This window comes from Pedobacter panaciterrae (genome assembly GCF_013204795.1).
Classification (GTDB): domain Bacteria; phylum Bacteroidota; class Bacteroidia; order Sphingobacteriales; family Sphingobacteriaceae; genus Pedobacter; species Pedobacter panaciterrae.
The window spans coordinates 1502899-1527438 of the sequence record NZ_JABMKW010000020.1; the positions used below are offsets into that span (position 1 = coordinate 1502899).

A 24540-nucleotide genomic window follows, 5' to 3' on the forward strand; every position below is an offset into this window, starting at 1 on the left:
TAACTGGGTTTTACCAACCCGGATTTTGAGTCAGTTTTATATTTTTTTGAATTTCGTATTGAGGTATTGGCCACAAATAATGTCTATCTGTAAACACCCTAGCTTCGACAACAGTTCTTTTATAAAATGCATCGCTTGACATGTTATAATCCAATCCATTCACATCTATGCCGTATACATTTTTGCTATCGATGGCTTCAGCAGTCTTCCATCTATGGGTATCAAAATATCGATTTGTTTCAAAAGCCAGCTCTATACGCCGTTCGTGCCATATTTTTTCCCTCATTTCATCCTTTGATAATCCTGATGGTAAATTTGGGAGACCAGAACGGTTTCTAATCAGATTAACATATTTGTATACATCAGCTATCGGGCCATCAGATTCATTAAGTGCTTCGGCATAATTTAAATATTGCTCTCCTAACCGAAATAATATCCAGGTTTTTCTAGGACCGGTATTCCCGTTCCTTTTGTAGCTCGGATGACCAAACTTTTTCATCAGGTATCCAGTTTCACTGTAATTACCTGCATTATTAGTAGCCCTTCCGTCCGGAGCACCTTTCCAAAACTTTAACGGATCGTTTAGTGGACTCCTTTGATCCGGTTTATATTTTTGGCCGGTAAACATGATACTGGCGTAAAACCGGGGCTCCCTGTTTACATACATATTGCGGGTACCTACAACATAATTTGGATTATCGGTAGCTGTATTACCTGTTTCTACATAACCTGATGCAGGATTGATTATCGGGGTCATATCAGCATTGTATCCCAGGATAGGACGCTCACCATTGGCCATCTCATAATCGTCAACAATATTTTGTGTTGGCGCGTTCAATGTAAAACCTGTTCCCGGCATTCCTCTGGGCTCACTATAAACATCCAGATCCAGGTATCCCCCCATCGTTCTTACCCAAATGACCTCGTCATTCCAATTGACATAAAACAACTCCTGATAATTAAGAATAGGATCGTTTGTAGCAGATTTGTACAGTTTATGACCTGCAGCTTCTGCCTGATCTATGCAGGCCTTAGCTGCAGTCGCAGCAGTTTTCCATCTCTCAGCAGCGAAATCCGGAAACAATCTGACACCATCTTGTTTCAAATCAGCATAATCTGCGTTCCCATTCCATAATGGACTAGCCATGAATAGTAAAGCACGTGCTTTTAATGCCAATGCAGTAATTTTAGTGGGTCTGCCAAACTGACTATCGTCACTTGCTGGGACACGAACATTTAACATTTCTGCTGCCTTATTACACTCGTTTACAATAAAATCAACACATTTATATATAGGTTGTCTTGTTTCCGCTAAAAAGTCGCCATTTATAGGAATTGATTTATCAATAATAGGTATAGGTCCATACATCCTGATCAATAGAAAATGATAATAGGCCCTTAAAAAGATAGCTTCCCCTTTCCATTTGTTGATTTTATCTTGGGTCACCAGTTCTGTTAATGGAAGCTTATCGATATTTTCAATAAAGATATTTGCCTTTCTGATGCCTTGATAACTGTTTGACCAACCATCCTGAACATTGGTAGCATTGTCTATGCTCCATGTCCCATCATTCATTCTGTTACAATAAGAAGGCTCGTGCCCTTGCTCCATCTCATCGGCAGCACCGGTAAAGGTGTTGGTCATCGAAACTCCATTTCCATTATCAGGAAATACAAATTCTCTTGGTAAATGGGAATATGTATTTGTTAAAAATTGTTCAGCGAAAACAGGATTGGAAAAAACCTGGTCAATATTGATGTCCCCATCCGGAGTCTTATTCAAAAAGTCTTTCTTACATGAAGGAGCTGTAAGAAGCAGGACGGTGATAAAAAATAATATTATAGTTGCTTTCATGATATCTAACTTTAGTTTAATAAAAATTAAAAAGTAACCTCTAAGCCGAAATTGTAGGTCTTATTTATGGGATGTCTGCCAGAACCAAAATCAGATTCAGGATCAATAACTTTCAGGTTATCCCAGGTAGCCAGATTGGTTCCGTTTATAAATATTCGAGCGTTACTTAGGGAGATTTTCTTTGTAAACTTGCTTGATAGTGTATAACCAATTTCTGCATTTTTGATCCGCAGGTAGTTACCACTCTCTTTCCATAAAGTAGAACCGATATAGTTGTTTGTACTATTTGCTCTGATACCGGGATATTTTGCATTTGTATTATCACCTCCCGGAATCCAGCGCTGATCAAAATAGTTTTGCTGTACATTATACAGCCCTTCTGCACCTTGAAATGCCCAGGTAGTATATCCCTGACCGTAAAAGAAATCCCTGTTGGCGGCTCCGGTAAAAAAGATACTGATATCAAAGCCTTTGTAGCCCAGCGTGCTGCCAAAACCGTACATGATCTGAGGAAACGATCCGCTAAATTCACCAATAACAGTTCTGTCGGCAATATCTATTATTCCGTCGTTGTTTAAATCTTTATATTTAATATCACCGGGTCCATAATTGGTAACACCTCCGGCCAAATTTGCCTGACTTGGGCTGTTTGCAACATCTGCCGCGTCTTTAAACAATCCAAGCGCAACATAACCCAAATTAGCACCTATTGAATGTCCTCTTAGCTCTTGCCACGGATACAACTGCTGAGGCTGGTCATTTTCAATTATCTTACTTTTCGCAAAAGAGAAATTAGCTAAAAAAGAATAGTAGAACCCTCCCTTAGTCGTATTTCTTAACTGTAAATTACCTTCCACTCCTTTATTTGTGGAAACCCCTAAATTTGCATAAGGAACCGTACCACCCGGATAACCAGTGTAAGTAGGTATTGTTGCCCTTAACAATAACTGATCTTCTCTTCGTTCATGAAATACATCGGCAGTTAAGGTGAATTTCCCATTAAATAGCTCCAGGTCAAATCCTGCATTTGTTTTATAAGCATTTTCCCAGGTCACATCCTCATTCCCTATACGCAGCTCACTGAGACCACCAGGGTTGTAAGTCTGCCCATTACCAAATTCGTATCCTGTTGCCCCTTTGTTAAATGTAGATAGAAAAATAAAGCGCTGCAGCGGGTTTCCAATTCGATCATTTCCGACCTTTCCATAACTACCCCTTATTTTAAGACTGTTGATTACATCTTTATTCCAGAACTTCTCGTTAGAGACAATCCATCCTGCTCCTACAGACGGGAACAAGCCAAATTGCTTTCCTTTCTTAAAGTTTTCCGAACCGGTATAACCGGCATTGAGTTCAATTAAATAGCGGGTATCATAATTATAAGTTACCCGACTGATAAGCCCTAACCGTCGTTCAGGTAAATTGTCGATGGAATTTGAAGTAGCGACGTTTTGTGCATCCTTCTTATTTCCTAACAGCAATCCGGAGATGCTGTGTTTTCCAAACGTGCGGTCATAGTTTAAAGAAACTTCCCCATACATTGTCCTATAGGTTTCGTATCGGTTACTAAGTGCCAAAGCACTTTCGGTACTGGTACGGGTATATTTTTCAAGACCATTTATAATCTCGTAGCGAAATGCATCAGGGCTTTGGGTCCGCACATTCTGCGTAATATCAACTACATCGAATGAAGCCAATCCCCTTACAGAGAGACCGGGAGTTATTGATGATAAGTCCCACTTAAGTCCAAGATTGCTAATTGTTGTATTGTAACTCTGCCGGGTGTATCCTGATTTGGTAATCCTTGTCCATGGATTGATGATCAAATCACCCGTTGCCCCGGAATTAGAGCCGTCAGGATTTTTAAAAGGCATGATCATTGGATTGGTGAGCTTCAGATAAAACAGGACGCCGTCGGCGTCATATGCAGGATAATTTGTACCTGAAATAATTGCCGACAGACCCAAACTCATATCAATATTCTTTGCAACTTTAATATCAACATTGGATCTGAAGCTATATCTGTTCAGTGCCGCATTTGTTTTATAAACATTTCCTGCCTCTTCATTATAACTTCCCTGCTGAGAGGTATATCCTAAATTAACATAGTATTTAACTGCTTCACTTCCACCGGAAACACCCAAATTATTAATGGTTTGGCTGGTGTGCTTTCTAAATATTACATCATACCAGTCTACATTAGGGTAAAGGTAAGGATCAGAGCCGTCCTTAAATTTTTGCAGCTGCACATCAGAATAAGCAAGTGCCTGCCCTGTTCGTATCCTATTTTCATTTATTAATGTGGCGTAGTCAAAACTATTTATATTGTCCTCCACCCGCAAAGGAGTTACAATTGCGGATTCTGATCTAAAGTTCACTCTTGGTTTACTTACAGTTCCCTTTTTAGTATTGATCAGAATGACACCGTTTGCTCCCCTGCTACCATAAACAGCAGTGGCAGACGCATCCTTTAAAACTGAAAAACTCTCTATCTCCTGAACGTTCAATGTGGTCCAGTAATCCTGCAGATCCCGTTCTATACCATCTATAACCACAAGCGGTTTGTTCGATCCACTCTGCGAGATCTGACCACGAATAAATATACTGGCGGCATCATATCCGGGCTGTCCAGACGACTGACGGGTCATCACTCCGGCCAACTTGCCACCAATTGCATTGGTTAAAGATGGAGTGGCAAACTTCTGGATATCCTTAACTGAAACGGTAGATATGGAACCAACCAGATTGACTTTCTTTTGGGATCCATATCCCACAACTTGCACCTCATCCAATTTTTGTCGGCTCTCATCCGGTTCCAATTTAACAGTAATCGTTCTGTTACTGCCCACCCGCAGGGTCTTGCTCTTGTATCCAACAAAGCTCACAATTATAGAGTCTTGTTCACTCCCTATCTCGAGCAGGAATTTTCCATTTATATCTGTGACTACACCGCTGGCCGTCCCTTTAACACGAACTGTGGCTCCGGGCAAAGTCTCTTCATTTTCATCAACAACTATCCCTTTAAGCACAAAAGAGTCTTCAGGTAATGGCAATCTGGGGCCACTGGCTTTAGCGATCAGTGAAAATGAAATAATAAATAGAAACAACAACAATGTGAATCCCTGTCGCAATACAACAAGGTCATCTGTTGATTTTACAAGCACACAGCAAGCGCTGCATGGCGGTAATTTTGGTTTGGTAAAAAGTTGCATGGTTTAGTGGGTTTGGTTGAAAAGTTGATATTTATTTAGGTTTTTTTCATCGGTCTATTTGTGTATTTATTTTTTGAATACGTATTCATAATATATCAAAAAAATAGCCAGGCTATTTCTTTTTAACTGAATTTCTAACCACCATATGTCCTTTAAACATCAATGTTTTAGGTTTAGCGGTATTGTCTTTTATCTCGTTTAACAAAATCTCTATTGTGCCGTCTATCATCTCTTCTACAGGCTGCTCCCAGGTCGTCAACGAATATGAAGGCCAGGCGCCCATCCTGATGTTATCAAATCCAAATACCGAAACATCTTCCGGTATCCTCAACCCTATTACCCTAATGGCATCCATTGCCCCCAGGGCAATAATATCATTGCCACAAAAGACACAATCGATGTGTTTATTCTTTGTCATTAGTTCCTGTGCAGATTTGAAGCCACTCTCATAGGTGTAATTACCAGACTCAATCATAAACTCATCAATGTTTCTTTCCTTCAATACTTCCTCAAAACCTTTAAGCCTATCTAAAGTCGTAGAGGTATCAGAAGGACCAGATATAAAAGCAAAAGACTTATGTCCCAACTCTACCAAATAGGCAGCTATCTGCTTAGTAGCCAAGTAATTGTCGCAAAATACAGAACTACTTCCAGCTTGCTCCGTATAACGGTTAAACAAAACAACAGCTATTTCACTTCGCTTAAATTTTAAGGCAGCCGATGATGACAGCAACGCATCTGTTATAATTACACCTTCAACATTATATTCAAGCAGTTGGCTGATCTCTTTTTCCTGGATCTCTTCATTTGTTGAATTGATAAATATGAGATGATATCCTAAGGCCGACAAGCGGTTATGAAATATTTCAAGCACTGCGGAATAAAAAGGATTTCGGATATTACGCATCACCACCCCTATCATGCGGGTCCTTTTGGTAATCAGACTTCTCGCATGGGCATTAGGTTGATAGCCCAGCGCTTCAGCAGCTTCCAGTATCTTCTTTTTCTTTTTCTCCGAAACAATTGCTCCGCCCGCAAAAACCCTTGATACTGTCGCTTGTGAAACTCCCGCCAATTCGGCTACGTCTTGTGATGTACTATGCTTTTTACTCAATTCAATCTGTCTATGTAAATGTATAAATTTATGAATACGTATTCATATAATATCAAATATAATTAGATATTCTTAAAATGCAAATAAAATAGCATAAAATTTAACACCCGGTTTTTACCGTAACTATCTGTAACAGTGTCTCTCAAATTAATAATGAAAAAAGCGTACTGCTGTCAGGTTACAATTTCAGAAAGAAATTAATTAGCATTACTGTTAAAATGCTCAACCGATTGTTACCAGTCGATTTTGCTTAAACTTACTGTTCCACTCATATTAACATTTGTTAAATAAGTGTAAGAACAGTCTAACAACTTAAGCTTTCTCAGGCCGGAAACATAAAGAGAAACTAAGGGATTATCTCTCAAAGACAACTCCTCAAGTTCTTTAAACTGACTAAAGTCTAGTTTCGATAACTGATTCTCGCTCAGTCTGATTAATTTCACAGCAGCACATCCAGACACTTTAAACTCATTTAATGTATTTTTCTGAAACTCGATGTGCACCAGCTTTGGAAGGTTAGGAATATCGACTTTATACAGTGCATTGTCGTGCATTTTTATCTCTTCAAGCTTCAGCAGTCCGGTTAAGTCTAGTGTACTGATTTTGTTCTGATGAACATATAAAGTCCTTAGGTTGGTTAATCCTCTCAGGTTCATGTTCTGGATCTGATTGTTATAACCAAAGATCTCTTCCAGATTTTTCATACCTTCAAGATCCAACACTTTTACCTGATTATTCCAAAAGCTAAGCTCTTTTAAATTTGCGAAACTTTTAATACCTATCAATGAACTTATACCAGCCTGATCTACATTTAGCTTTGTTACTTTTTGTGCTTCAGACAGCTGAATTTCTCCATCTCCATTAAGATCTACCCCAAGAATAACAAGTTGCTTTTTAAAATTCGGATCGGGTATTTTTATAGTTTGAGCAATAGCACTGAATGATACCATGCCCCACAAAAGCATTATGCATAAAAATAAATGTTCTTTTTTCATCGGTTTTCCTCCTGATTTAATTATGAACAACCACATTCATTACTGCACCTGCATCCTTTACGTCCACAAACCCACTGATTTCGTTTTCAATAAAGACATCATACTGGTAGTCCTCATAAATTGGTGATGAGCCTAAAACATATCCATAAACATTATATGAGGTACTGGTACCGGTTTGAACAGCAACTGTTTTTTGTCTCGCAAAGGCAATCCAGCTGATAATGTAATATTTTCCCGGTTTCAGGTCAGTAAACCGAAAGGTCCCCTTGTCATCGACAAATCTACCCTCCACCCGGTAAGTAAATGCAACACTACTCATGGTAGCCTGCTTTTTGCGGCTATTAAATTTTTTCTTCAGCTCCAGAAACTCCATAAAATATGGCGTTACCGGAAACAACAGGATCTGACTTCCTTTAACACCAAAATTATCCTTGCCTTTTTTCTTCAATGTAGCAGTTCCCTGTATGGTAGCTGTTCCCTTTTCCATCAACCTTGCAGTTTCAGCTTCATTAAAAGGAGTAGCAGGAAGAACCCATTCCGGCGCCTTCTGTGCGTAAGCCATATGGCTGAACAACAAGAGCAGTAATTTTACCGATAGTACTTTTAGTATTCTTTTATTCATGACTTGGTTGTTGAAAACCATCGGATGTATCCAGGCAGTCGAAATTACGGTCAGAAAATGTTTACTGCAATAGCTGTAAAAAGTCATTTGCAACTAGCTGTTTTCAGCTAGTTGCAAGATAAGAATTCTACTACGAGAACATTACTTTAGAATGTTATGTCATCCGCTACATTTCCACCCTGGGCTGATGCAAACATTTGTCTGTACTTTGCATTATAAGCATCCTGTTTCTGGGTATATTCCTGAAAATCTGCCTGGATCTCAGCATGGATCTGCGTGTTCCATTTGGAAGCAGCTATCTGGAAATCTCCAAGAGTAATACCGTATTTATCAGCAATCCACTGGGCACCGTCCAGTCCATACTCATATGCCACATTTCGGGCTACTTCCAGTTCCTGGTAGAAATCTTTATCTGCTTTTATTTGTGCTGTATATCCTGCATCTTCAGCACCGCCGTTTACTGCGTTGCTAAACTTCGGATGTTGCCCTGCTTGAGCAAAATACTGGCCAAACAGCGTCATGATCTCATAAGTCTGATCCTGCTTCATTCTTTCTGGCCAGAGCAGGTTGGCTTCCTGCCATACCGGTAATTCTACCCCGAGCACTTTTGCGATTGCTTCTTCGCTCAAACCGCTTCCCAGTTTGGCGCATGCGGCACTGTAATCTTCGAGGCTAATCCCATGAATGGGTTCTAATAATGGATTGTTCGACATAATAATATTTATAAATGATTAATGCTATTATCTTTTAGCAGGCGGAGATAGAACTTTTCATTTTCTTCTTCCATATCTGGGGTAATTTGGTTCCATTGGTCAAACATTGCACGAAGATATTGCTGGTATAATGCAGGATCTTTAGGCTGCCGTTCCTCATAGATTTTTAACAAATGTGCAGTACGCTGTTCGGCAAGGCTGCGTGCATTATGCAAAACCATCTGCGCACCGCTGGACGGCATAAAGGTATTCTGTGTCTGGCAATACAAGCAAGTCACATACGTTGCGATGAAGAACATTTTGGAGATCGCTATTTTTCCTCCGCATTGCTTACAGGTGAACTGGTCTTTTATTAACGCAAATGAAGCTAGTTGCTCCTGGTAAAATGCCTCCAGATCCTGTTGACCGGCAGCTTCGCGTAACAATGAAGTATAATCGTGACATCGCTTTTCAAAAGCATAATGGCGGTTGAAACAGGCCTCTCTGAAATCGTTCGATGTAAACACCCCTGATGAATATATCAGACCAAGAATCTTATCCTCTTTTACTTCATTTGCTTGGTCCTGCATCCGGCGTAACTGGCCCAGCAACCCTGCCAGCATGCGGCCGTGTGCTCTTTTATACGGGTCCTGATCCTCTTTGAAAATCGCTTTCAGCTCCGGAATGGCAGCGTTACACATCTCTCCCATCCTTACTTCCAGCTTTTCCAGAAAAACAAACCATCGTTCTTGTGTTTGCCTTAACAGTTCTTCCATTATGAATTATTGTCTTTCTTTATATGAATACCGTCTGTCAATTTACTATCCATGAAGCGGAACCCACAATACGCACAATTCGTCAAACCATCGCGGTAGGCCCTGCCGGCACTGCAATTAGGGCAATCACGTATTTCCATCCGCGCTGCTTTGTCCGGTATCTCTCCTCCATAATTCGTTTGGGAAAGGGCTTGTTGCTTCAGCTTTTCCACGTAGGTCAGCGTCTTTTTCTTTTCTTCCTCTGCCATATCTACAGGAGTTTTAGCAGCTCTTCTTTCTTAGTAGCATATTCTGCTTCATCAATCAGTTTTTCATCAAAAAGCAGCTTCAGCTTCTTCAAGCGGGTAGTGATATCATCCGTAGGCTGGGGCTGGCTAGCAGGCTGCTGCTGGTGATTCAAAATCATTGAAAGTGCAGCTGCCTGTTTAGCTGCGTCGTTCAAAGCAGTATGGTCTTTTCCGATAGCATTAGCCGTGTTGAATTGAGAGAATTTGTTCATATCATCTACCATATTCATGCCGGTAACAGTATCATAATGTTTTAGCACCTCCTCTGGCAGCGTAGCACTGGCGATCAGAAAGTTGGTTACCTCCAGTCCGAGTTGGCTAAAATAAGGCTGAATAAGCGGCTGCACCTTTTCGTTCAAAGCGGAGAGATTTCCCGCCACATCTATCACTGCAATGCCTGCCTGTGCCAGCACTTCCGCAAATTTTGCTGCAATGAAGTCCCGAATTCCCCATTCCAGTTCGGCAATGGTTAGCCGAGGATAGGTACCTGCGTATTCTTTAAAGAATTTTCCTACTTCTTTTATACGGAGATTGAACGAGCCGAAAGCACGGACACGCACTTGTCCAAATTGTTTATCTCTCATTAGCACTGGCGCTGGTGTTCCCCATTTGAGGTTGATGAACTGGTGCGTATTAAAAAAATAAACATCAGCCTTGAAAGGACTTTGGAAACCGTATTTCCAACCTTTCAAACGTGTCAGCACCGGAATGTTTTCTGTTTCCAGTTTATATTTTCCAGCGGAAAATACATCTGCCAGCTGGCCTTCATTCAGAAATAATGCAGACTGGCTTTCCCGAACGGTTAATATTGCACCATTCTTTATTTCTTTGTCCCCATCTGCAAACTTCCACATCAACATGTTCGGATCGGGGGTTACAGATTCTATGATCTCAATAAACGGTAATTGCATACTCGGATTAGCTAATAATAGAAGAATGAATAGAATTTGATAAGTACAAAATTCTGAACATTGGAATTGATTTCCAAGGTTTAGCTGTCTACAAAACACCTACACAAATCACTAAAAGCATCTACATACCGTCTACGCCCCATAGAAATCTGTAATACATAAAAGCGAAAGTTAGGGTTCCCTTACCTCTGTTAAATCTGCATAACCCCTCATTATAGAAACATCTTCTGAGTGTACCAGAAATTGACGTCTTTGAGCAGAAAATGTATATGTTATGTGAAAAATCCCTCTCACTTGCAATTCGCTATTGCCGTTATATCGAAAATAAGTAGGTTTTTGATCTGTTGTAGTGAGGTTATTTTCTGTTTCTGATTTATAAGCAGAAGTATCAATGGCAGAATTAAATTGTAGACCTTGTCTTTTTTGTCCGCAGCAGTTCATAGTTTTAGTTTTTAAGGGTAATTAGATTTTTTCATAATTATTTGTTCTAAAAATATTGCCGCTGCCGAAAACGACAGGACCAACAATATGCTCTCGATCCAATTGTTACCGAAATAAATTCCTATTGGTAGTGCTACCCAAATAGACAAACAGAAGAAACAGTCCATTAATGAGCCAAAAAAGCTTTTACCTGCAAGTTTTCTTAGTTTATAAATTACATCAAAAGGGCCATCTTCGGCTTGTATTAAATGGGTAACACGCCAAACGGAAAGGACAGAAATTAGAAACAAATAAGCTGTCATTGCTTTGTGTTTATGGTAAACGTTCTATGGCTACCCCAGCACTTACAATGTAGTTGCCGGCATTTGCACCTGCCCCATAACCATTGGTTGTTCTTTTTGACGCCGTTAAACCAATAGAAACGGTTGCATAACTTTCAGTAGGTTCAAGCCATTTTCCTGTTGGAACAGGTAAGGGAACAAAAGTAATTTGGTGCGAATTTGAGTCTCCAAACTTGCTTGCATCTGCCGTACCGCGATAGCCCGGACAATTATGAGCCTCGTTGTTAGTAGGGTTATCACCATGTAAAATACTTGGTTCGGGCAATGAACTTCCTAATCGTTTTACTTCAAAACCCGCAGAGGTTCCGCATTTTCCGATAGATAGATCATAATGATCCTGAAATACAGAATTGGGATGGGTTTCACAAGCTTTAAATGTAACGTTTAGCGGGGTGTTTAAGTAGGCCTCTTTAATGCGATACAAATTACATTCTGCTTTTACAATGTTTACACCATCGGCATCAAACCAAACATTGTCCAGGCTAAAGCCAAGAGAATTATTATCAATATACATGGCAATCATATCTGTAGCGCCAGATATATGGTTTCCTGCAGCATCATAACCGTCCATACGGAAATAAACCGTTCCGGGTGCAGTACTCTGATAAATTGCCGTATTTAATTGGATTAAACGGTTTTTATCATAGGGTATCCAGGGTATACCTGCTTCAATTTGAGCTTCTACGTTTAAGTAATAAGGCACTTTAATTGCCGGTCCGCCATCAACTTTTAGCGGTATAGTATCGTATGAACCTATTAATTTTGGCAATAAATCTAACCCAAAGCCCTGAAATAAATAGCCCATATAACCTTCCGTTACGTAATTCCAGGAACTGAAAGGTTCCGACATGTTTTTGCTATATCTAATGGTATAAAAGGCAATTATCGGATCATTAGCTTTCCTTTGTGTATTATACAAACAACCTTTTACATCTACTGTACCCGCCCAGGCTGCACAATCTATGTTCAAACCTGCCAAAACATTGTGGCTGCTAATGCGGCCATCGGCATGTAAGTGGTTATCTAAGGCCGCAGAATTTCTATCCATAGCAGCAAAGGCAAAACTGGCAGTACTATTTTGGTTGCCACCTATAATTACATTGCCTAGTGAACCAATCATATTGCCGTTAAAACAATTAAAAGGTTTAGGTATAACCGATGCAGGGATACAAATATCAATACGCTTAATTCGGCTTACATTAAAGTAGCAGGCACTTTCGTACAAAACAGGTGCTCCAACAGTAGATCCGGGGATACTTACAATCAGATCTGGCATCACTTGCGCTGCAAGATCTTCGCCACTGGCATAATCAAACAGTTCGTCAAATATATCTGTAAGCGTATGTTTATAATGAAAAATGTAGTTACCATTCATATCGGTAATGGCAAAGCCTAAATTTCTACGCTCTCCGCTACCAGTGTAGGGGTTTCCTGCTTTTTCGGCAGCGGTACGGTCGTATTCTTCAAAATTTAAGCTGATATTTTTACCATCAGCAACGCTACATCCAAAACGGGCATTATCAAAAACACCAACAATGTCACGTCGGGCCGAACTTAGCGTATTACTTACATTGGTATCTAATTGTATGGTCTTGGTATATTTCAGGGTGCTTTCTAATGAAATATTTTCAGTGCCTTTTAAACTGGCGGCCCTTGTATCAATCGCCCTTTCCTGGTTTTCGATGCTAAATAAATCAGCTACACGACTCGGGGTTTGTCTGTCGTCCGTTAAATTAATCATAAGGGGTTTAAACGGACCCGGATCTGGTGGATTTGGATTTACAATAACCGATGGAATACGTTCAGGATAATATTTCTCTATCACTTCGCGTATTCCAGGATTTTTTAACGCTTTTTCGAAAGCAAAAATATTATCGATAACAAAGTGACTGCGATAACATGGATTATAAAGACAAAGGCCGCTGTAGGTACTCACATGGCCATAGGCTAAATAATCCTGATAACCGGCTGGGGTAAAACAGGTAAGCACCAGATCATCAAAATCCTGATCACCTCCGCCGTCATTAGACTGAATTTGAAACTGGTAATTCCCGCCCACTTTGGTTGGAAATTTAATTCGGGCATCAGAATTCTGAAAACCAGTACCCGGATTATGTTGGATGTTAAGCGTCCACATGGCACCGGTTACTACTACATCGGCTGCGCCGACTGTACCCTGATAAGTGCCGTTTCCACTTGTAGCACCTTGTACTACAAACTGCTGTTTAAAGGTTGCATTTTTGGCCGTAACACGTACGGTCCAATTGCCTTGCATGGAAATATACATAGTTTTGATTATTTTAATAGCCTACTCTTTTATCGGATTTTCGGCTTACTCCGCTATTTGATTATAGATACACCCAGACTTACAGCCGTTACCCTATTTAGCATGCTGAGTGTAGTTTGGAGAGCACGTCTTAAATATCTTTCTCTGTATCACAATCATTAGGGCAACAACGATATTCTTGTGATTTTTCAAGTAGTTCTATTTGCCTTCTTAAAAGTTCATTTTGTAAATGGATGCGTTCTCTTGCAGCAGGCTCGCAGGTATTACATTCGTCCAAACAGCCCTTTACAATAACGCCGGCCGTAGGCAATGAGAATTCCATTGAAAACTCAAATTTCTTGCGGTAAGCGGCTGATACTTCACCTTTATCATCTAAAATACCTGTCGCAATTAGCTCTTTGTTTAGTTCTTTTAAAGCCTCTTCGCGCATAGCAGGTGTTATGGTCGGGTTTACAAAAGCGAAATTTGTAATTCCAGAAACACTAATCAGTTTCTCTATGCTTACCAATTCAAATTTCACCACTTGTTTTTTATTCATCCGATAGAAAAAGTACGAGATGGCATGGCAACCGTTAGGATTCGAAAACTCCCTGGAAGAAGATTCGAAATGATCTTCTGATTGACCTTCGGCATGCACTTTAGTGGCTACCTCGCCAATCGAAATAGAGTGCGCTTTCTGCGTAGCATTTACAGCCTGAGTTGCCGAAGCTCGCATATTGCTGCTCTGACTGTTTAAATAATCGAGCGTTGACGAACTGTTGTGGTTTTTGGTAGAGTTGCTATTAGAATCTACTCCAGGGCTAAACGGATTAATATCTATGCTACTGCTAGAGCCACCACTAAAATCCCAATGGTCTTTATTTTCGCTGTTTTGATTTCCCGATTGATTGTTTTCCATATCAGAAAAATAGCTTTGCGATGCTTTCATAAAGTATTGTTCTTCGGATATCTGTTCAGAACGATAACTTAGCTGAGTACTGGCATCGTAAGTAAATTTGCTTCTTCTATCGGTTGTAACCAGGCGCACTTTTTCGCCAGGCAACAAGGTGGTTGTATAAACCGGATCACCCAGCACATTACCTATAGTGCATCGGCTTAATTTAAAGCTGATTAATAGTTGGGCTACTAAGGCCGTTTGCCTCTCCTGCCCTTTTATAGACAATGGATAATTTAATGTGCGTGTAAAAACCAATACATCACAATTGCTGTCTTTTAACAATTCCGGACAGCAGGGAATTTCTGAGGATTCATGTTTATTTTCCATTTTTTTATTTTTTTAGTCAAAATCTATTTGGCAATTAAATGATCCTAAGAGCGCCTTTAGATTTGTTTTTTTGATAGACTAAAGTTCTGATGAATACCAGCAATGGACAAGGTAGCTTGCACGGATTTTTGCATGCGTGTTAATACGCATACGCCATGTGGCTTTTACGCAATTATTAAAAAAAGGGCCTTAATCGTTACTAAACACTTGAAATACAGTTAATAATATTTAATTTTAGTAAACCATACTAAACGAATCTTATAAAATGGAAACTCAAAACAGACAACACCCGATTGATGGTACCGAAGGCGATCCTATCGATATAAAGATTGCTGCCGCCTGGACAAAGAATTATCGTATCATGAACCCAAATGAAACGATTTCACATTTTTTTGGGAATCAGATTTTACAACAGATCCTTGAACAGCCCGAATGCTTAGGTATCCGCATCTACTATGCCAATGAAGTGAGGCTAAACTGGATTCAGCGTATTTTTGTTGCGATAAGCAATTTTTTACGTTGGATTGTTGGTGCATATGGTGTAAAGCACCTGATTTTGGTAGGTAGTGATAAAGATGGTATAGATCAAATACCTGAGCAAGTGCCAACTATAACTCCATCAGATCCAGAAAAACCAATGATGGCCATGTCTTTTAAAGCAGCAGCTCCCACTATAGCCGAACAAGCGTCGCCATGCCCAGGAGGTGCGGGTTGTCCTGAAAATGCACTAACCAAATAAAGTTAAAGAATTAACGATGTCACCGCAGCTCCTTTTGCAAAACTTATCAAGCTTGTCAGCGCTTTTGCCCATAGCAGCGGCAATACTTAACTATAAGCACTTAAATAAAGTGCAAAAAATTGCCGGCGTATTTTTTATAGTTTCAGGCTTGTTCGATCTGAGTTTGCTTTTGGTGAGGCACTTCAATATAACTTTAATTACCAGCGGAGGGCGCGCCAACAACGCGCCCTTAATTCATTTATTTATATTGGTAAGTGTTCTATTTTATGCGTTAATATATTTCCATGCATTTAATAAATTGGCGTTAAAAAAACTCTCACTAGCGCTTTCTGTAATAACCGGGGTGCTAATTTTTATCAACGCATTTTTTATAGAAGGATTATTAAAATTTCCTTCTATCGGAAATACCATTTTAAGCGTAACCTTAATCTTATTATCCTTACTCTATTTTTGGCAATTACTTGATCAGGCCGAGATTGTTCGCCTGGAAAAGCAACCCATGTTTTGGATAAGTGCCGGCGTTTTATCTTATTGCAGCATCAATATTTTTCTATTTATGCTCATGAGGTCTTTAGGATCTTTATCTTCAAATTTCTGGACCATTCACTCCATAATTAATATAATAGCTAACCTTTTATTCGCAATTGCCTTATTTTGCAAACCACAGAAAACGATATAGCCGAAGTACTTATTATTGGTACACTAGTGGTAGTTTTACTGCTGGTATTTTTGTTTTTGTTTGTAATTCTTTACCAGCGCAAAATGCTAAAATACCAGGAAGAAAAACGTAAAATGCAAGCCGAAGCACAAAACAGCTTCCTGCAGGCAGTTTTTGAAACGCAGGAAAGCGAGCGTAAACGCTTATCTGTTGATTTACACGATAGCGTTGGACAGGTGTTATCGGCCATCAAATTAAACTTGCATCGCATCGCCAAATTATCGGGCAATGCCGAAAATGCATCAACCTTGCTGGCCAGTACCCGTAAATTAACCGACGAATGTATACAGGAAATACGCAACATTATTCATAATGTTTTACCCACAGTTTTAATCGACTTTGGACTAACCGATGGACTGAAAGATTTGTCTAATTATGTGCAGCAAAATACTGGCGTAGAGGTAAACTATAGCCAAAATTTAAATGGAGAACGTTTTAAACCCGAAATAGAAATTACACTTTACCGCATGATGCAGGAGTTGTTTGGCAATGCCATAAAACATGCACAAGCTTCGGAAATCGACATCTCTTTAAGTAAAGAAGCAGGATTGATCCGCCTGGACTTTAAGGATAATGGCATCGGCTTTAATAAAGACACCATTGTACATGGCTTTGGCTTAAAAAATTTGCAAAGCCGGGCCCAATTAATAAAAGCCGACATTAGAACTCATTCAGTAATTGGAAAAGGTACACAAACCACTATTACTTTAAACATTAATAAACTTGATAATTGACCTATGGCCTTAATAAATTTAGCAATCGCTGATGATCATAAAATTTTCCGTGAAGGTCTAAAATTCACTTTAGAAGATTATACTGAACTAAATTTAATTATAGAAGCAATAAACGGCAAAGATCTAATTGATCAAATTACCAAGAATAAACCCGACGTAATTCTAATGGATATTAAAATGCCTGAAATGGATGGCATGCAGGCAACAGCTTATATTCACCAGCATTTTCCGGAAATTAAAATATTAGTTCTTTCTATGCACAACGAGGATAAGTATATTTTAGACGCCATGCGCCTGGGCGCTTCGGGCTATCTTTTAAAAAATGCCGAACCCGAAGAAATATTGGATGCTATTGTAACCGTACATGCAAAGGGCTTTTATTTTAACGACAACCTGTCGATAACCATGGCAAAAGAGCTGTTGGGCATAAATTTCATGCATCGTTTGCATCAAAAAGAGGCCAAGCTAAACGAACGTGAGATCGAAGTACTTAAACTCATTTGCGAGGAATGCAGTAATTCCGAGATTGCCGATAAATTGTTTCTAAGTGTGCGTACAGTTGAGGGTTATCGCACCAGATTGTTCGAGAAAATAGGTTCTAAAAACATTGCAGGTTTGGTTATTTATGCTGTAAAGAATGGAATAATAACAATATAAAACCTATAGATAATGCATTTTATTTACCCATTCTTTCCATAAATATTGTGCCTTTTGTTGCAAGTGTTCTGATGCCATTTCAAATTCTGTTCGTGTATCAGATGCATTTGATTCGTACGCTGTATAGAACCCTACATAAAAGGCATTGCGCTGTACTATTTTTTTTGATAAACCTAAAAACCCACTTTCTATATCCTGCCACTCTACGAGCTCGTACCTTATCCCTAAATCCTCAGATTTCAAATGGATATAAAAAAACGAATCGTATATCTCTTCAATTTCAGTTCGCTTTTTTCTAAGCTCAAAACCAATATACATGTCTTTCTCTACCCAAGCAGATGAAGAAGGCATTTTATTATTGGTAACCAAATTCAACATCTGCTTTAAATATTTGACATTTTCTTCTTTTGCCTTTAAAGGATAGTCAAAAATTCTTTTAGGTTGAGTTTTATAGAGCGCAACAACTACCTCATCAAAGTTCTGCCCCGCGTTTATAATATTCAAATTACTCTTAGCATCGTTCACTACGTCGCGTATATAGGCTAATTGAGTATTTGCAAATTTCTCCGTAATCAGTTTAAAATACTTTTGAGCTTCGTTTTTGTCGTTTAAACCCAGATAGGCATGCGCCATAAAATAATATTTAAAACTCTCCGCTTTTTCGCTTTGCATTTTTTGATAAGCCGGATTGCTAAATAAATCACTTACATAGCTAAGACTTTGATTATGCAAACCTTTAGCCATTAAAAAGTTGAAATACACAATAGCCGTATCCAAAACAATACTTACAATAGTTTTATGCTCATCTCCGCTTTCTTCAAATTTTCGGATGGTTTGCTCGTAAATTTGTTTTGCTTCTTCGTATTTTTCCGATTGTCGGTAAGCAGTTATGAGGTAGAACATCACTTGATACCATTTTTCTGCTTCCAGAATATTTTTGTAATAATCGAAATTAGAAAGCACTTCCAGACAGAATTTTTCAAGGTTCAGGTCATTTTCATTTCTCCATGAAATTTCCATTCCATTATCTAAGTTTTCCCAGAATGGCGAAACCTGGTAACCCTGCCAATGTATGTCTGAAGCAAATTTACACTCGTCGTTAAGGTAGCTTTTATGCTGATACCAGGATACTTGTTTAATTACAATACCCAGATTATTGCAAAGCATTGCAAAAGTGTGTGGCTCATTGTTAATAGACAAACCCTTATCACTATTAAAGTAATTGTTAAATGCTTGGTAGCCGGCCAGACCATATTTTTTTGCCGTTTCATAATACATCTGGGCCGAAAAATGATCATTTTTATCCTGTGCCTCGTTGCCTTTTTCCAGATAGGTAGTTAGTATGTTATAGCAAATTGCACCATCGGGATAAATTGGAAAATCGATACTTCGTAAATCGATATTTAAATCTTCGGCTGTATCATAATATCTTTCGATGGCTAAATCTTTTACCTCCTTAACTATCTCATAATATTTGGTCAGATTATCGAAGCCTTTTTTTGCATTCTTATCATTAAAGTAATAGTTGTTGCTCAACATCCTCCAGGCTATGGCATTTGTTGGATTTTTTTCGGTTTCATTAATAATAACGGGCAGATACTTCGCCACAAATTCCTGACGGTTTTTGTACCCAAATTCTGTTGGCATCTCATATGCAGTAGGGTAAAATAAATTAAATAAATTCCAATGCTTATTTAATTTACCCCTGTTAAACAACTCCTCTATCTTTTCTGTATAGCCTACACACTCCAGAGGCTCTGCAAAATCAAAATGTTTAGACAATAACTGTTCTGCCTCATCAAACCTTTCCAGTTCCAGTAAAAGTAATCCACCCTCATAATTTCTGGATACCATTTTTGGCGCATGTTTAAACGATTTCAGGTAATAATCAATCGCTTCGGTCTCATCTCCTTTTTCTTGATGGAGATAAGCCAATTTATGATAAGTATCGCCAAAAGCCTGGTCTTGTAAAGCACGATTGTCTTTTATGCCACCAACATCAATTAGTTTATCTTCTAACGTTTCAATAGCAATATCATTTAATGATAGTTTTTCCAGGTAAATATAAATTAACCAATCATACGCCTGAAGTCTGCTAGTTATATCACTACTCGTATTTAGTATAAGGTTACAGTCTTCTTGTATGGCAGATGTATTGCTAAAAACAGGGCTGTTATTTATTCTTATTCGCCATAATAATGCTTCAAAATGACTTGGCTCTTTGCTTAGTATGGTTTGAACTATTGCCAAAATATTTTCGCACGTATTTTTGTTTTCAATATCTGATAATAAATCGTCTTCTTTTGAAAAATCAAGTGTGTTGTATAGTGCTATGATGTGGTTGAGTTCGTCTGAGAATTTATTCATTGATGTGCATTATAGGTATCGGAAGTACAAAGAAATAAGTAAAAAGATAAAAACAAAATTTTGATTAAAATAAAATGCTCAGACAGTAAATATAACCACTAATCAGGTTTGGCCAGTTTAGCCATTGCCCTTACTGGAAAGGTTCCAACGCCTTTGAATTTCGGAGGAATTGCACTAAAAGTAAAACCTTCGGCAGGTAACAGGTACAAATTGCAAAGATGTTCCACAATTAATATTTCGGCGCCTAAAAGTGTAGTATGAACAGGTCTTGTTTTTCCTTTAGTGTTATCTATGTTATGAGAATCTATACCCACTAATTTAACACTGCAATCTTTTAAATATTTGGCAGCCCCTTCTGTTAAATAAGGATGATGCTCGTAATATTTTTCCGTATTCCAACGGCTATCCCAACCGGTATGAATCAGAACTGCTCTGTTTCTGATTTCGTAATTTTTTAAGTGTTCTTCAGTTATTTCCAGCGTGTCAGAAAAGGGCACTCGTATTACAATTGCATCGAGGTCTGTAAAACATTCTAACCCAACTTCCGAGAGGTCTTTCCCATCTTCAAATCTATGAAAAGGGCAATCTATATAAGTACCCGTGTTGCTTACCATTTCAATTTTCCCAATTTGAAACGTGGTTCCCTCTGCATAAAGCGCTTTTGAGTTTTCCCGGCTCAAATAGTCACAAATAATGGGCGCTGGCAATCCTTTGTAAGTTACAAGCCCATCTTCAATAGTATGACTCAAATCAATGAATAAATCTGATTCTGCCTTTTCATTAACGGGTTTGCGCTTGTGTACTTCGTTAAAAATTTCTTTATTCAGAATTTTGGTTTGCCCAACCATCAGCAGTCTTAGATCGGCAACAATATAATCAGCAAGTTCTTTATCAGAAATGTGATCACCAGCTATGTCTAATCTAAAATCTTCACCTTTTATGCTTCCTCCGTTGGTAAAGTATATTTCAAAATCAAATTTTACTCTTTTGTCCATTATCTTTTAATTTTTGTTTGTTCCTGTATAGCAAATTTAGATTTTTACTACTTATAGTTGTCAATAACAACTAGAAGTAGCATAAATACAACTATAAGTTTATGTATTTTGTTGATTCGGGAAATGCATCCAAATACCTTTGTAGTGTCCAAAAAATAATAAAAAGATAGTACCTATGTTAAGCACAAAAATGATCGGTAATAAAATCGCCGAAGCACGAAAGAAAATAAATACTTCTCAAGTCCAGTTAGCTCAACTTCTGTTCATCAGCCCCCAGGCAGTGGGAAAGTGGGAGCGCGGAGAATCAATGCCAGACATCACTACTTTTAATCGTCTGGCTGAAATTCTTGGTGTTGACCTTAACTATTTTTCAGAAAACTTTCAGTCTGGAGCTATTGAAGTGCGACAGGCTGGAACGCCATCCGAAAAGCAAGAGAGAAAACTTAGCTGGGATATGTCGCAAGGAAATTGGGTTGATGCTGACTTTTCAGGGTTGAAAAATCTACATGAAAAATTCAGTTCATCTAACATGCAGCGTTGCAAATTTATCGGTTCGGATTTATCAGAACTTCTTCTGAAAAGCAACAATCTTGACAGCTGTGATTTTTCAGACTCCGACATCAGCAATAGTCAAATTCGGGCCTCCAATTTAGACAACAACCTATTTAAGAATAGTTTTCTGAAGGAGGCTAAAATTTTGAAAAGCTATATCAGATACTGTGATTTCTCAGGTTCCGATATCAGCAGCAGCCAAATCCAGAGCTCCCACTTAAGTAACAATTTATTTAAAGGGTGTGCTTTTAAAGAAGCTGAATTTTTAAAAAGTCATTTAGAGGGCTGCGATTTCTCGGGTGCTGATTTTACGGGCGTGAGTTTCAAATCGGGAGGCTTCGAGAATAATAAAGTTTCAGATACAGTGTGGAATCGTACCTCTTTTATTGATACACATATAGCTGATATTGTTTTTGATGGCACACTGGAGGATTGTTATTTTGAAAACTGTGTTTTTGACTGGGTAAAGTTCCAGAACGCGACACTTACCAACACTTTCTTTAAAAACAATACATTTAAACGGAACCGGATTCAGTTTACAGACTGTAAAGCAGATCGAATAACCTACGAATTCCTGAAACCCGGAAAAGCAGATTTATCCGGTATTACTGTGTTATCATCATAAAAGGGATCGTCATCTCGACGATAAACTACCTGTCCTTCAGCTTTGCCTCAGGAGAACTAAAGCAATGCTGGCAATCCAAAAAAATTAATATTTTAAACTTTTGCATTTAGTTAATGGTTAAGCTTAAATAAACTTGATATGAAAATTGCTACTTACAACGTAAATGGTATTAATGGTCGGTTACCCGTACTACTTCGCTGGCTCGAAGAAGCGCAACCAGATATAGTATGCCTGCAGGAGTTAAAAGCGCCACAGGAAAAGTTCCCCGAACAAGCCATAACAGACGCCGGCTACAATGCCATATGGCATGGCCAGAAAAGCTGGAACGGGGTTGCAATCCTTGCACGGAATCTGGAAATTAAAGAAACCAGACGAGGGCTTGCAGGCGACCCAGAGGATTTAAACAGCAGGTACATTGAGGCCTTTATAGCTGGGATAGTTATTGGCTGTCTTTATTTACCAAATGGAAACCCTGCTCCGGGACTAAAATTCGATTATAAACTGGCTTGGTTTGAGCGCTTAAAACTCCATGCCAAAGCCCTTCTGGATTTTGATATACCTACAATACTTTTAGGAGATTATAATGTGATGCCCACAGAACTTGATGTGTATAAGCCAGAACGTTGGGTTGATGATGCGTTGTTCAGACCCGAAGTTCGCGATGCCTTTAAAACCCTGGTTGAACAAGGATGGACCGATGCATTAAGGACATTACATCCAAATGAGAAGATTTATACGTTTTGGGATTATTTCCGCAACGCCTACAGCCGTGATGCAGGTTTACGGATAGATCACTTCCTTTTAAGCCCTCACTTAACCAGTCGACTCAAAGCTGCAGCGGTCGACCGTCATGTTCGTGGATGGGAAAAAACAAGTGATCATGCTCCCGTATGGATTCAATTAGAAAATCATCTTACTTAATGTGTACCACATCCAAATTTAGTATGTCACCGAGCTTTTTAATTTTTGAGGCAATGTGTCCCTTTCCTATCGCGCAATGGTGGGCAGGGCCTTCCTGATTCCAGGCCTCTACAAAGTGCCTCGCACCCGAAGAAAATTTATACCTGCTATTGGTATTTCCGATCTCCAGAATCGGACCTGCAACTGATTCTGCTTCGGCAACCAGTAATTTCAGTGTGCCCTTGCCGGTTTCTACTACTGATAATAGTGTAACCGGGCCATGGCTAACAGACATTTCTACCGATAAGCCATGCCCCACCTTACCGTGATAAACTTTTAGCGGTTTAACTTTTATTTTCCCTTCTGCTATTTTAGGATGGCAGGGCCCATCATGCCCCATCATCACTACATCATCGTTAAAATCCATTGCGTAATACTCAGTAAAAGACCCCCCCGCACCAAAACTGTCCATGATCTTCATGGCCTGCACATTTTTAATTTCATATTCGCCGGCTACCGGAACGTGTTTACCAGTAAGCAGTGAATTGCCCAGTATCACAGAGGTAACCGTATTTTCATTTTCGGCGTTACCAGTGCCTTTGTGGTAATAAGCAAATGAGCCCAGATCATACTTATCAACCAGTTTATCCAACGCCACAGCAGTTTTAGCTGCCCGATGCAGTTCTTCTGCTAAACAATCGTCCTGAACATCAAATTCAGTTTTAATTTCAGTTAGTTTTTCTTCGATTTCTGTGTCGGTTACGCTGGTTCTTAAAGCCGACAATTCATCAACTTCCAGAATTTCTATGTGCCCGCCAAATGTTGCACACTGAAGGGTAAGATCGGTATAGATGTCGAGCATCCCTCCGTAATAATTACCCATCACACCAAGCCGGTTGTACTGCATAGTTCTGGCTACTTGCGCTGCCTGTATCCATTCTTGTATTTGCGTCCAAACATGTGCATCATCATAAAGCAGCCCCGTAACCTGAAAAAAGGGGATATTACTACGACGGAATACATTTGCAATTTCGGGCACTGAGCACGAAGAACAATAAGCCAGCCACTCCCCTGTCATAGCAGTCCTGCTTTCCATGCTGTTAAAGCTTTCATAATCAATACTAGCCTGTGGGGCTAGATTAAGAACAATTACCGGCACACCCGCCTTTCTTACTACTGGCAGCACAGTTGATGACAGTGCGTAGGTAGTTGCATATAGAAATATCAGATCAACATCCTCTTGCTTAAATTTTAAGCCAGCATCAAAAGCTTTTTCCGGTGTGTCTATCAGGCCAAGGTTAACAATTTCGGCATCAAAAGTTTCCATGCTTTTTGCAACCACCTCAATGTATTCAGTTAGCCGTTGTTTAAGTCCCGTAAATTGATCCCAATATGCTTGCAGACCTATACCAAATAATCCTATCCTGACCTTAGATTGTTTATACATTATAATATT

At 39.2% G+C, this 24540-nt stretch carries 22 protein-coding genes; 6 read left to right on the forward strand and 16 right to left on the reverse strand.

The features are described from left to right. Positions 1 to 10: 10 nt before the first annotated feature. The 13 genes from HQN86_RS25470 to HQN86_RS25530 form a co-directional block, all read right to left on the reverse strand. Positions 11 to 1855 (reverse strand): RagB/SusD family nutrient uptake outer membrane protein, encoded by a 1845-nt coding sequence (locus tag HQN86_RS25470; RefSeq protein WP_172663652.1) that lies wholly within the window; start codon positions 1853 to 1855, stop codon positions 11 to 13. Between the two features lie 26 nt (positions 1856 to 1881). Next, complete coding sequence (locus HQN86_RS25475) at positions 1882 to 5067, reverse strand: SusC/RagA family TonB-linked outer membrane protein (protein WP_172663653.1); 3186 nt, start codon at positions 5065 to 5067, stop codon at positions 1882 to 1884. 112 nt (positions 5068 to 5179) lie between these two features. Beyond that, positions 5180 to 6181, reverse strand: coding sequence for a LacI family DNA-binding transcriptional regulator (locus HQN86_RS25480; protein ID WP_172663654.1), 1002 nt, complete (start codon positions 6179 to 6181; stop codon positions 5180 to 5182). A 233-nt stretch (positions 6182 to 6414) separates the two neighbouring features. Continuing rightward, entirely contained in the window at positions 6415 to 7176 is a 762-nt protein-coding gene (locus HQN86_RS25485) for a leucine-rich repeat domain-containing protein (RefSeq protein ID WP_172663655.1), read from the reverse strand. A 16-nt stretch (positions 7177 to 7192) separates the two neighbouring features. Continuing rightward, positions 7193 to 7798, reverse strand: a complete 606-nt coding sequence (locus tag HQN86_RS25490; protein WP_172663656.1) for a hypothetical protein — start codon at positions 7796 to 7798, stop codon at positions 7193 to 7195. A 146-nt stretch (positions 7799 to 7944) separates the two neighbouring features. Then, positions 7945 to 8511, reverse strand: a complete 567-nt coding sequence (locus HQN86_RS25495) for a DUF6620 family protein (RefSeq protein ID WP_172663657.1) — start codon at positions 8509 to 8511, stop codon at positions 7945 to 7947. Positions 8512 to 8519: 8 nt separating this feature from the next. Then, positions 8520 to 9266, reverse strand: coding sequence for a hypothetical protein (locus HQN86_RS25500; protein WP_172663658.1), 747 nt, complete (start codon positions 9264 to 9266; stop codon positions 8520 to 8522). Beyond that, positions 9266 to 9514 carry a hypothetical protein gene (locus HQN86_RS25505; RefSeq protein ID WP_172663659.1) on the reverse strand — a complete coding sequence of 83 codons (249 nt, stop codon included), beginning with the start codon at positions 9512 to 9514 and terminating at the stop codon, positions 9266 to 9268. Before HQN86_RS25505 ends, HQN86_RS25500 begins: the two co-directional genes overlap by 1 nt. Before the next feature lie 2 nt (positions 9515 to 9516). Continuing rightward, positions 9517 to 10464 carry an SPFH domain-containing protein gene (locus tag HQN86_RS25510; protein WP_172663660.1) on the reverse strand — a complete coding sequence of 316 codons (948 nt, stop codon included), beginning with the start codon at positions 10462 to 10464 and terminating at the stop codon, positions 9517 to 9519. 171 nt (positions 10465 to 10635) lie between these two features. Further along, positions 10636 to 10905, reverse strand: a complete 270-nt coding sequence (locus HQN86_RS25515; protein ID WP_172663661.1) for a hypothetical protein — start codon at positions 10903 to 10905, stop codon at positions 10636 to 10638. Between the two features lie 11 nt (positions 10906 to 10916). After that, entirely contained in the window at positions 10917 to 11207 is a 291-nt protein-coding gene (locus HQN86_RS27210) for a DUF1360 domain-containing protein (RefSeq protein ID WP_172663662.1), read from the reverse strand. A gap of 10 nt (positions 11208 to 11217) precedes the next feature. Further along, the gene (locus HQN86_RS25525) at positions 11218 to 13533 is read right to left on the reverse strand and encodes a hypothetical protein (RefSeq protein ID WP_172663663.1); all 2316 of its coding nucleotides are present in this window, start codon (positions 13531 to 13533) and stop codon (positions 11218 to 11220) included. A 130-nt stretch (positions 13534 to 13663) separates the two neighbouring features. After that, positions 13664 to 14797 carry a hypothetical protein gene (locus HQN86_RS25530; RefSeq protein WP_172663664.1) on the reverse strand — a complete coding sequence of 378 codons (1134 nt, stop codon included), beginning with the start codon at positions 14795 to 14797 and terminating at the stop codon, positions 13664 to 13666. A 265-nt stretch (positions 14798 to 15062) separates the two neighbouring features. Here HQN86_RS25530 and HQN86_RS25535 point away from each other — a divergent pair, with 265 nt between their 5' ends. The 4 genes from HQN86_RS25535 to HQN86_RS25550 are packed head-to-tail and all read left to right on the forward strand — an operon-like array spanning position 15063 to position 17645. After that, positions 15063 to 15536 carry a hypothetical protein gene (locus HQN86_RS25535; RefSeq protein WP_172663665.1) on the forward strand — a complete coding sequence of 158 codons (474 nt, stop codon included), beginning with the start codon at positions 15063 to 15065 and terminating at the stop codon, positions 15534 to 15536. Between the two features lie 16 nt (positions 15537 to 15552). Next, entirely contained in the window at positions 15553 to 16215 is a 663-nt protein-coding gene (locus tag HQN86_RS25540) for a hypothetical protein (protein WP_172663666.1), read from the forward strand. After that, positions 16191 to 16988 (forward strand): sensor histidine kinase, encoded by a 798-nt coding sequence (locus HQN86_RS25545; protein ID WP_172663667.1) that lies wholly within the window; start codon positions 16191 to 16193, stop codon positions 16986 to 16988. The genes HQN86_RS25540 and HQN86_RS25545 overlap by 25 nt, the downstream gene beginning before the upstream one ends. A gap of 3 nt (positions 16989 to 16991) precedes the next feature. After that, positions 16992 to 17645 (forward strand): response regulator transcription factor, encoded by a 654-nt coding sequence (locus tag HQN86_RS25550; RefSeq protein WP_172663668.1) that lies wholly within the window; start codon positions 16992 to 16994, stop codon positions 17643 to 17645. A gap of 3 nt (positions 17646 to 17648) precedes the next feature. Here the strand turns inward: HQN86_RS25550 and HQN86_RS25555 are convergent, their stop codons facing one another. After that, the gene (locus tag HQN86_RS25555; protein WP_172663669.1) at positions 17649 to 20012 is read right to left on the reverse strand and encodes a tetratricopeptide repeat protein; all 2364 of its coding nucleotides are present in this window, start codon (positions 20010 to 20012) and stop codon (positions 17649 to 17651) included. A 98-nt stretch (positions 20013 to 20110) separates the two neighbouring features. Then, positions 20111 to 21007 carry a cyclase family protein gene (locus HQN86_RS25560; protein WP_172663670.1) on the reverse strand — a complete coding sequence of 299 codons (897 nt, stop codon included), beginning with the start codon at positions 21005 to 21007 and terminating at the stop codon, positions 20111 to 20113. A gap of 175 nt (positions 21008 to 21182) precedes the next feature. Between HQN86_RS25560 and HQN86_RS25565 the strand changes: the two genes are divergently transcribed. Continuing rightward, positions 21183 to 22184: a pentapeptide repeat-containing protein gene (locus HQN86_RS25565; RefSeq protein WP_172663671.1), complete on the forward strand. Its 1002-nt coding sequence runs from the start codon at positions 21183 to 21185 to the stop codon at positions 22182 to 22184. A 138-nt stretch (positions 22185 to 22322) separates the two neighbouring features. Beyond that, the gene (xth, locus tag HQN86_RS25570; RefSeq protein ID WP_172663672.1) at positions 22323 to 23105 is read left to right on the forward strand and encodes an exodeoxyribonuclease III; all 783 of its coding nucleotides are present in this window, start codon (positions 22323 to 22325) and stop codon (positions 23103 to 23105) included. Here xth and HQN86_RS25575 read toward each other — a convergent pair. Further along, positions 23098 to 24531 (reverse strand): arabinose isomerase, encoded by a 1434-nt coding sequence (locus HQN86_RS25575; protein WP_172663673.1) that lies wholly within the window; start codon positions 24529 to 24531, stop codon positions 23098 to 23100. The genes xth and HQN86_RS25575 overlap by 8 nt on opposite strands. Positions 24532 to 24540 lie beyond the last annotated feature (9 nt).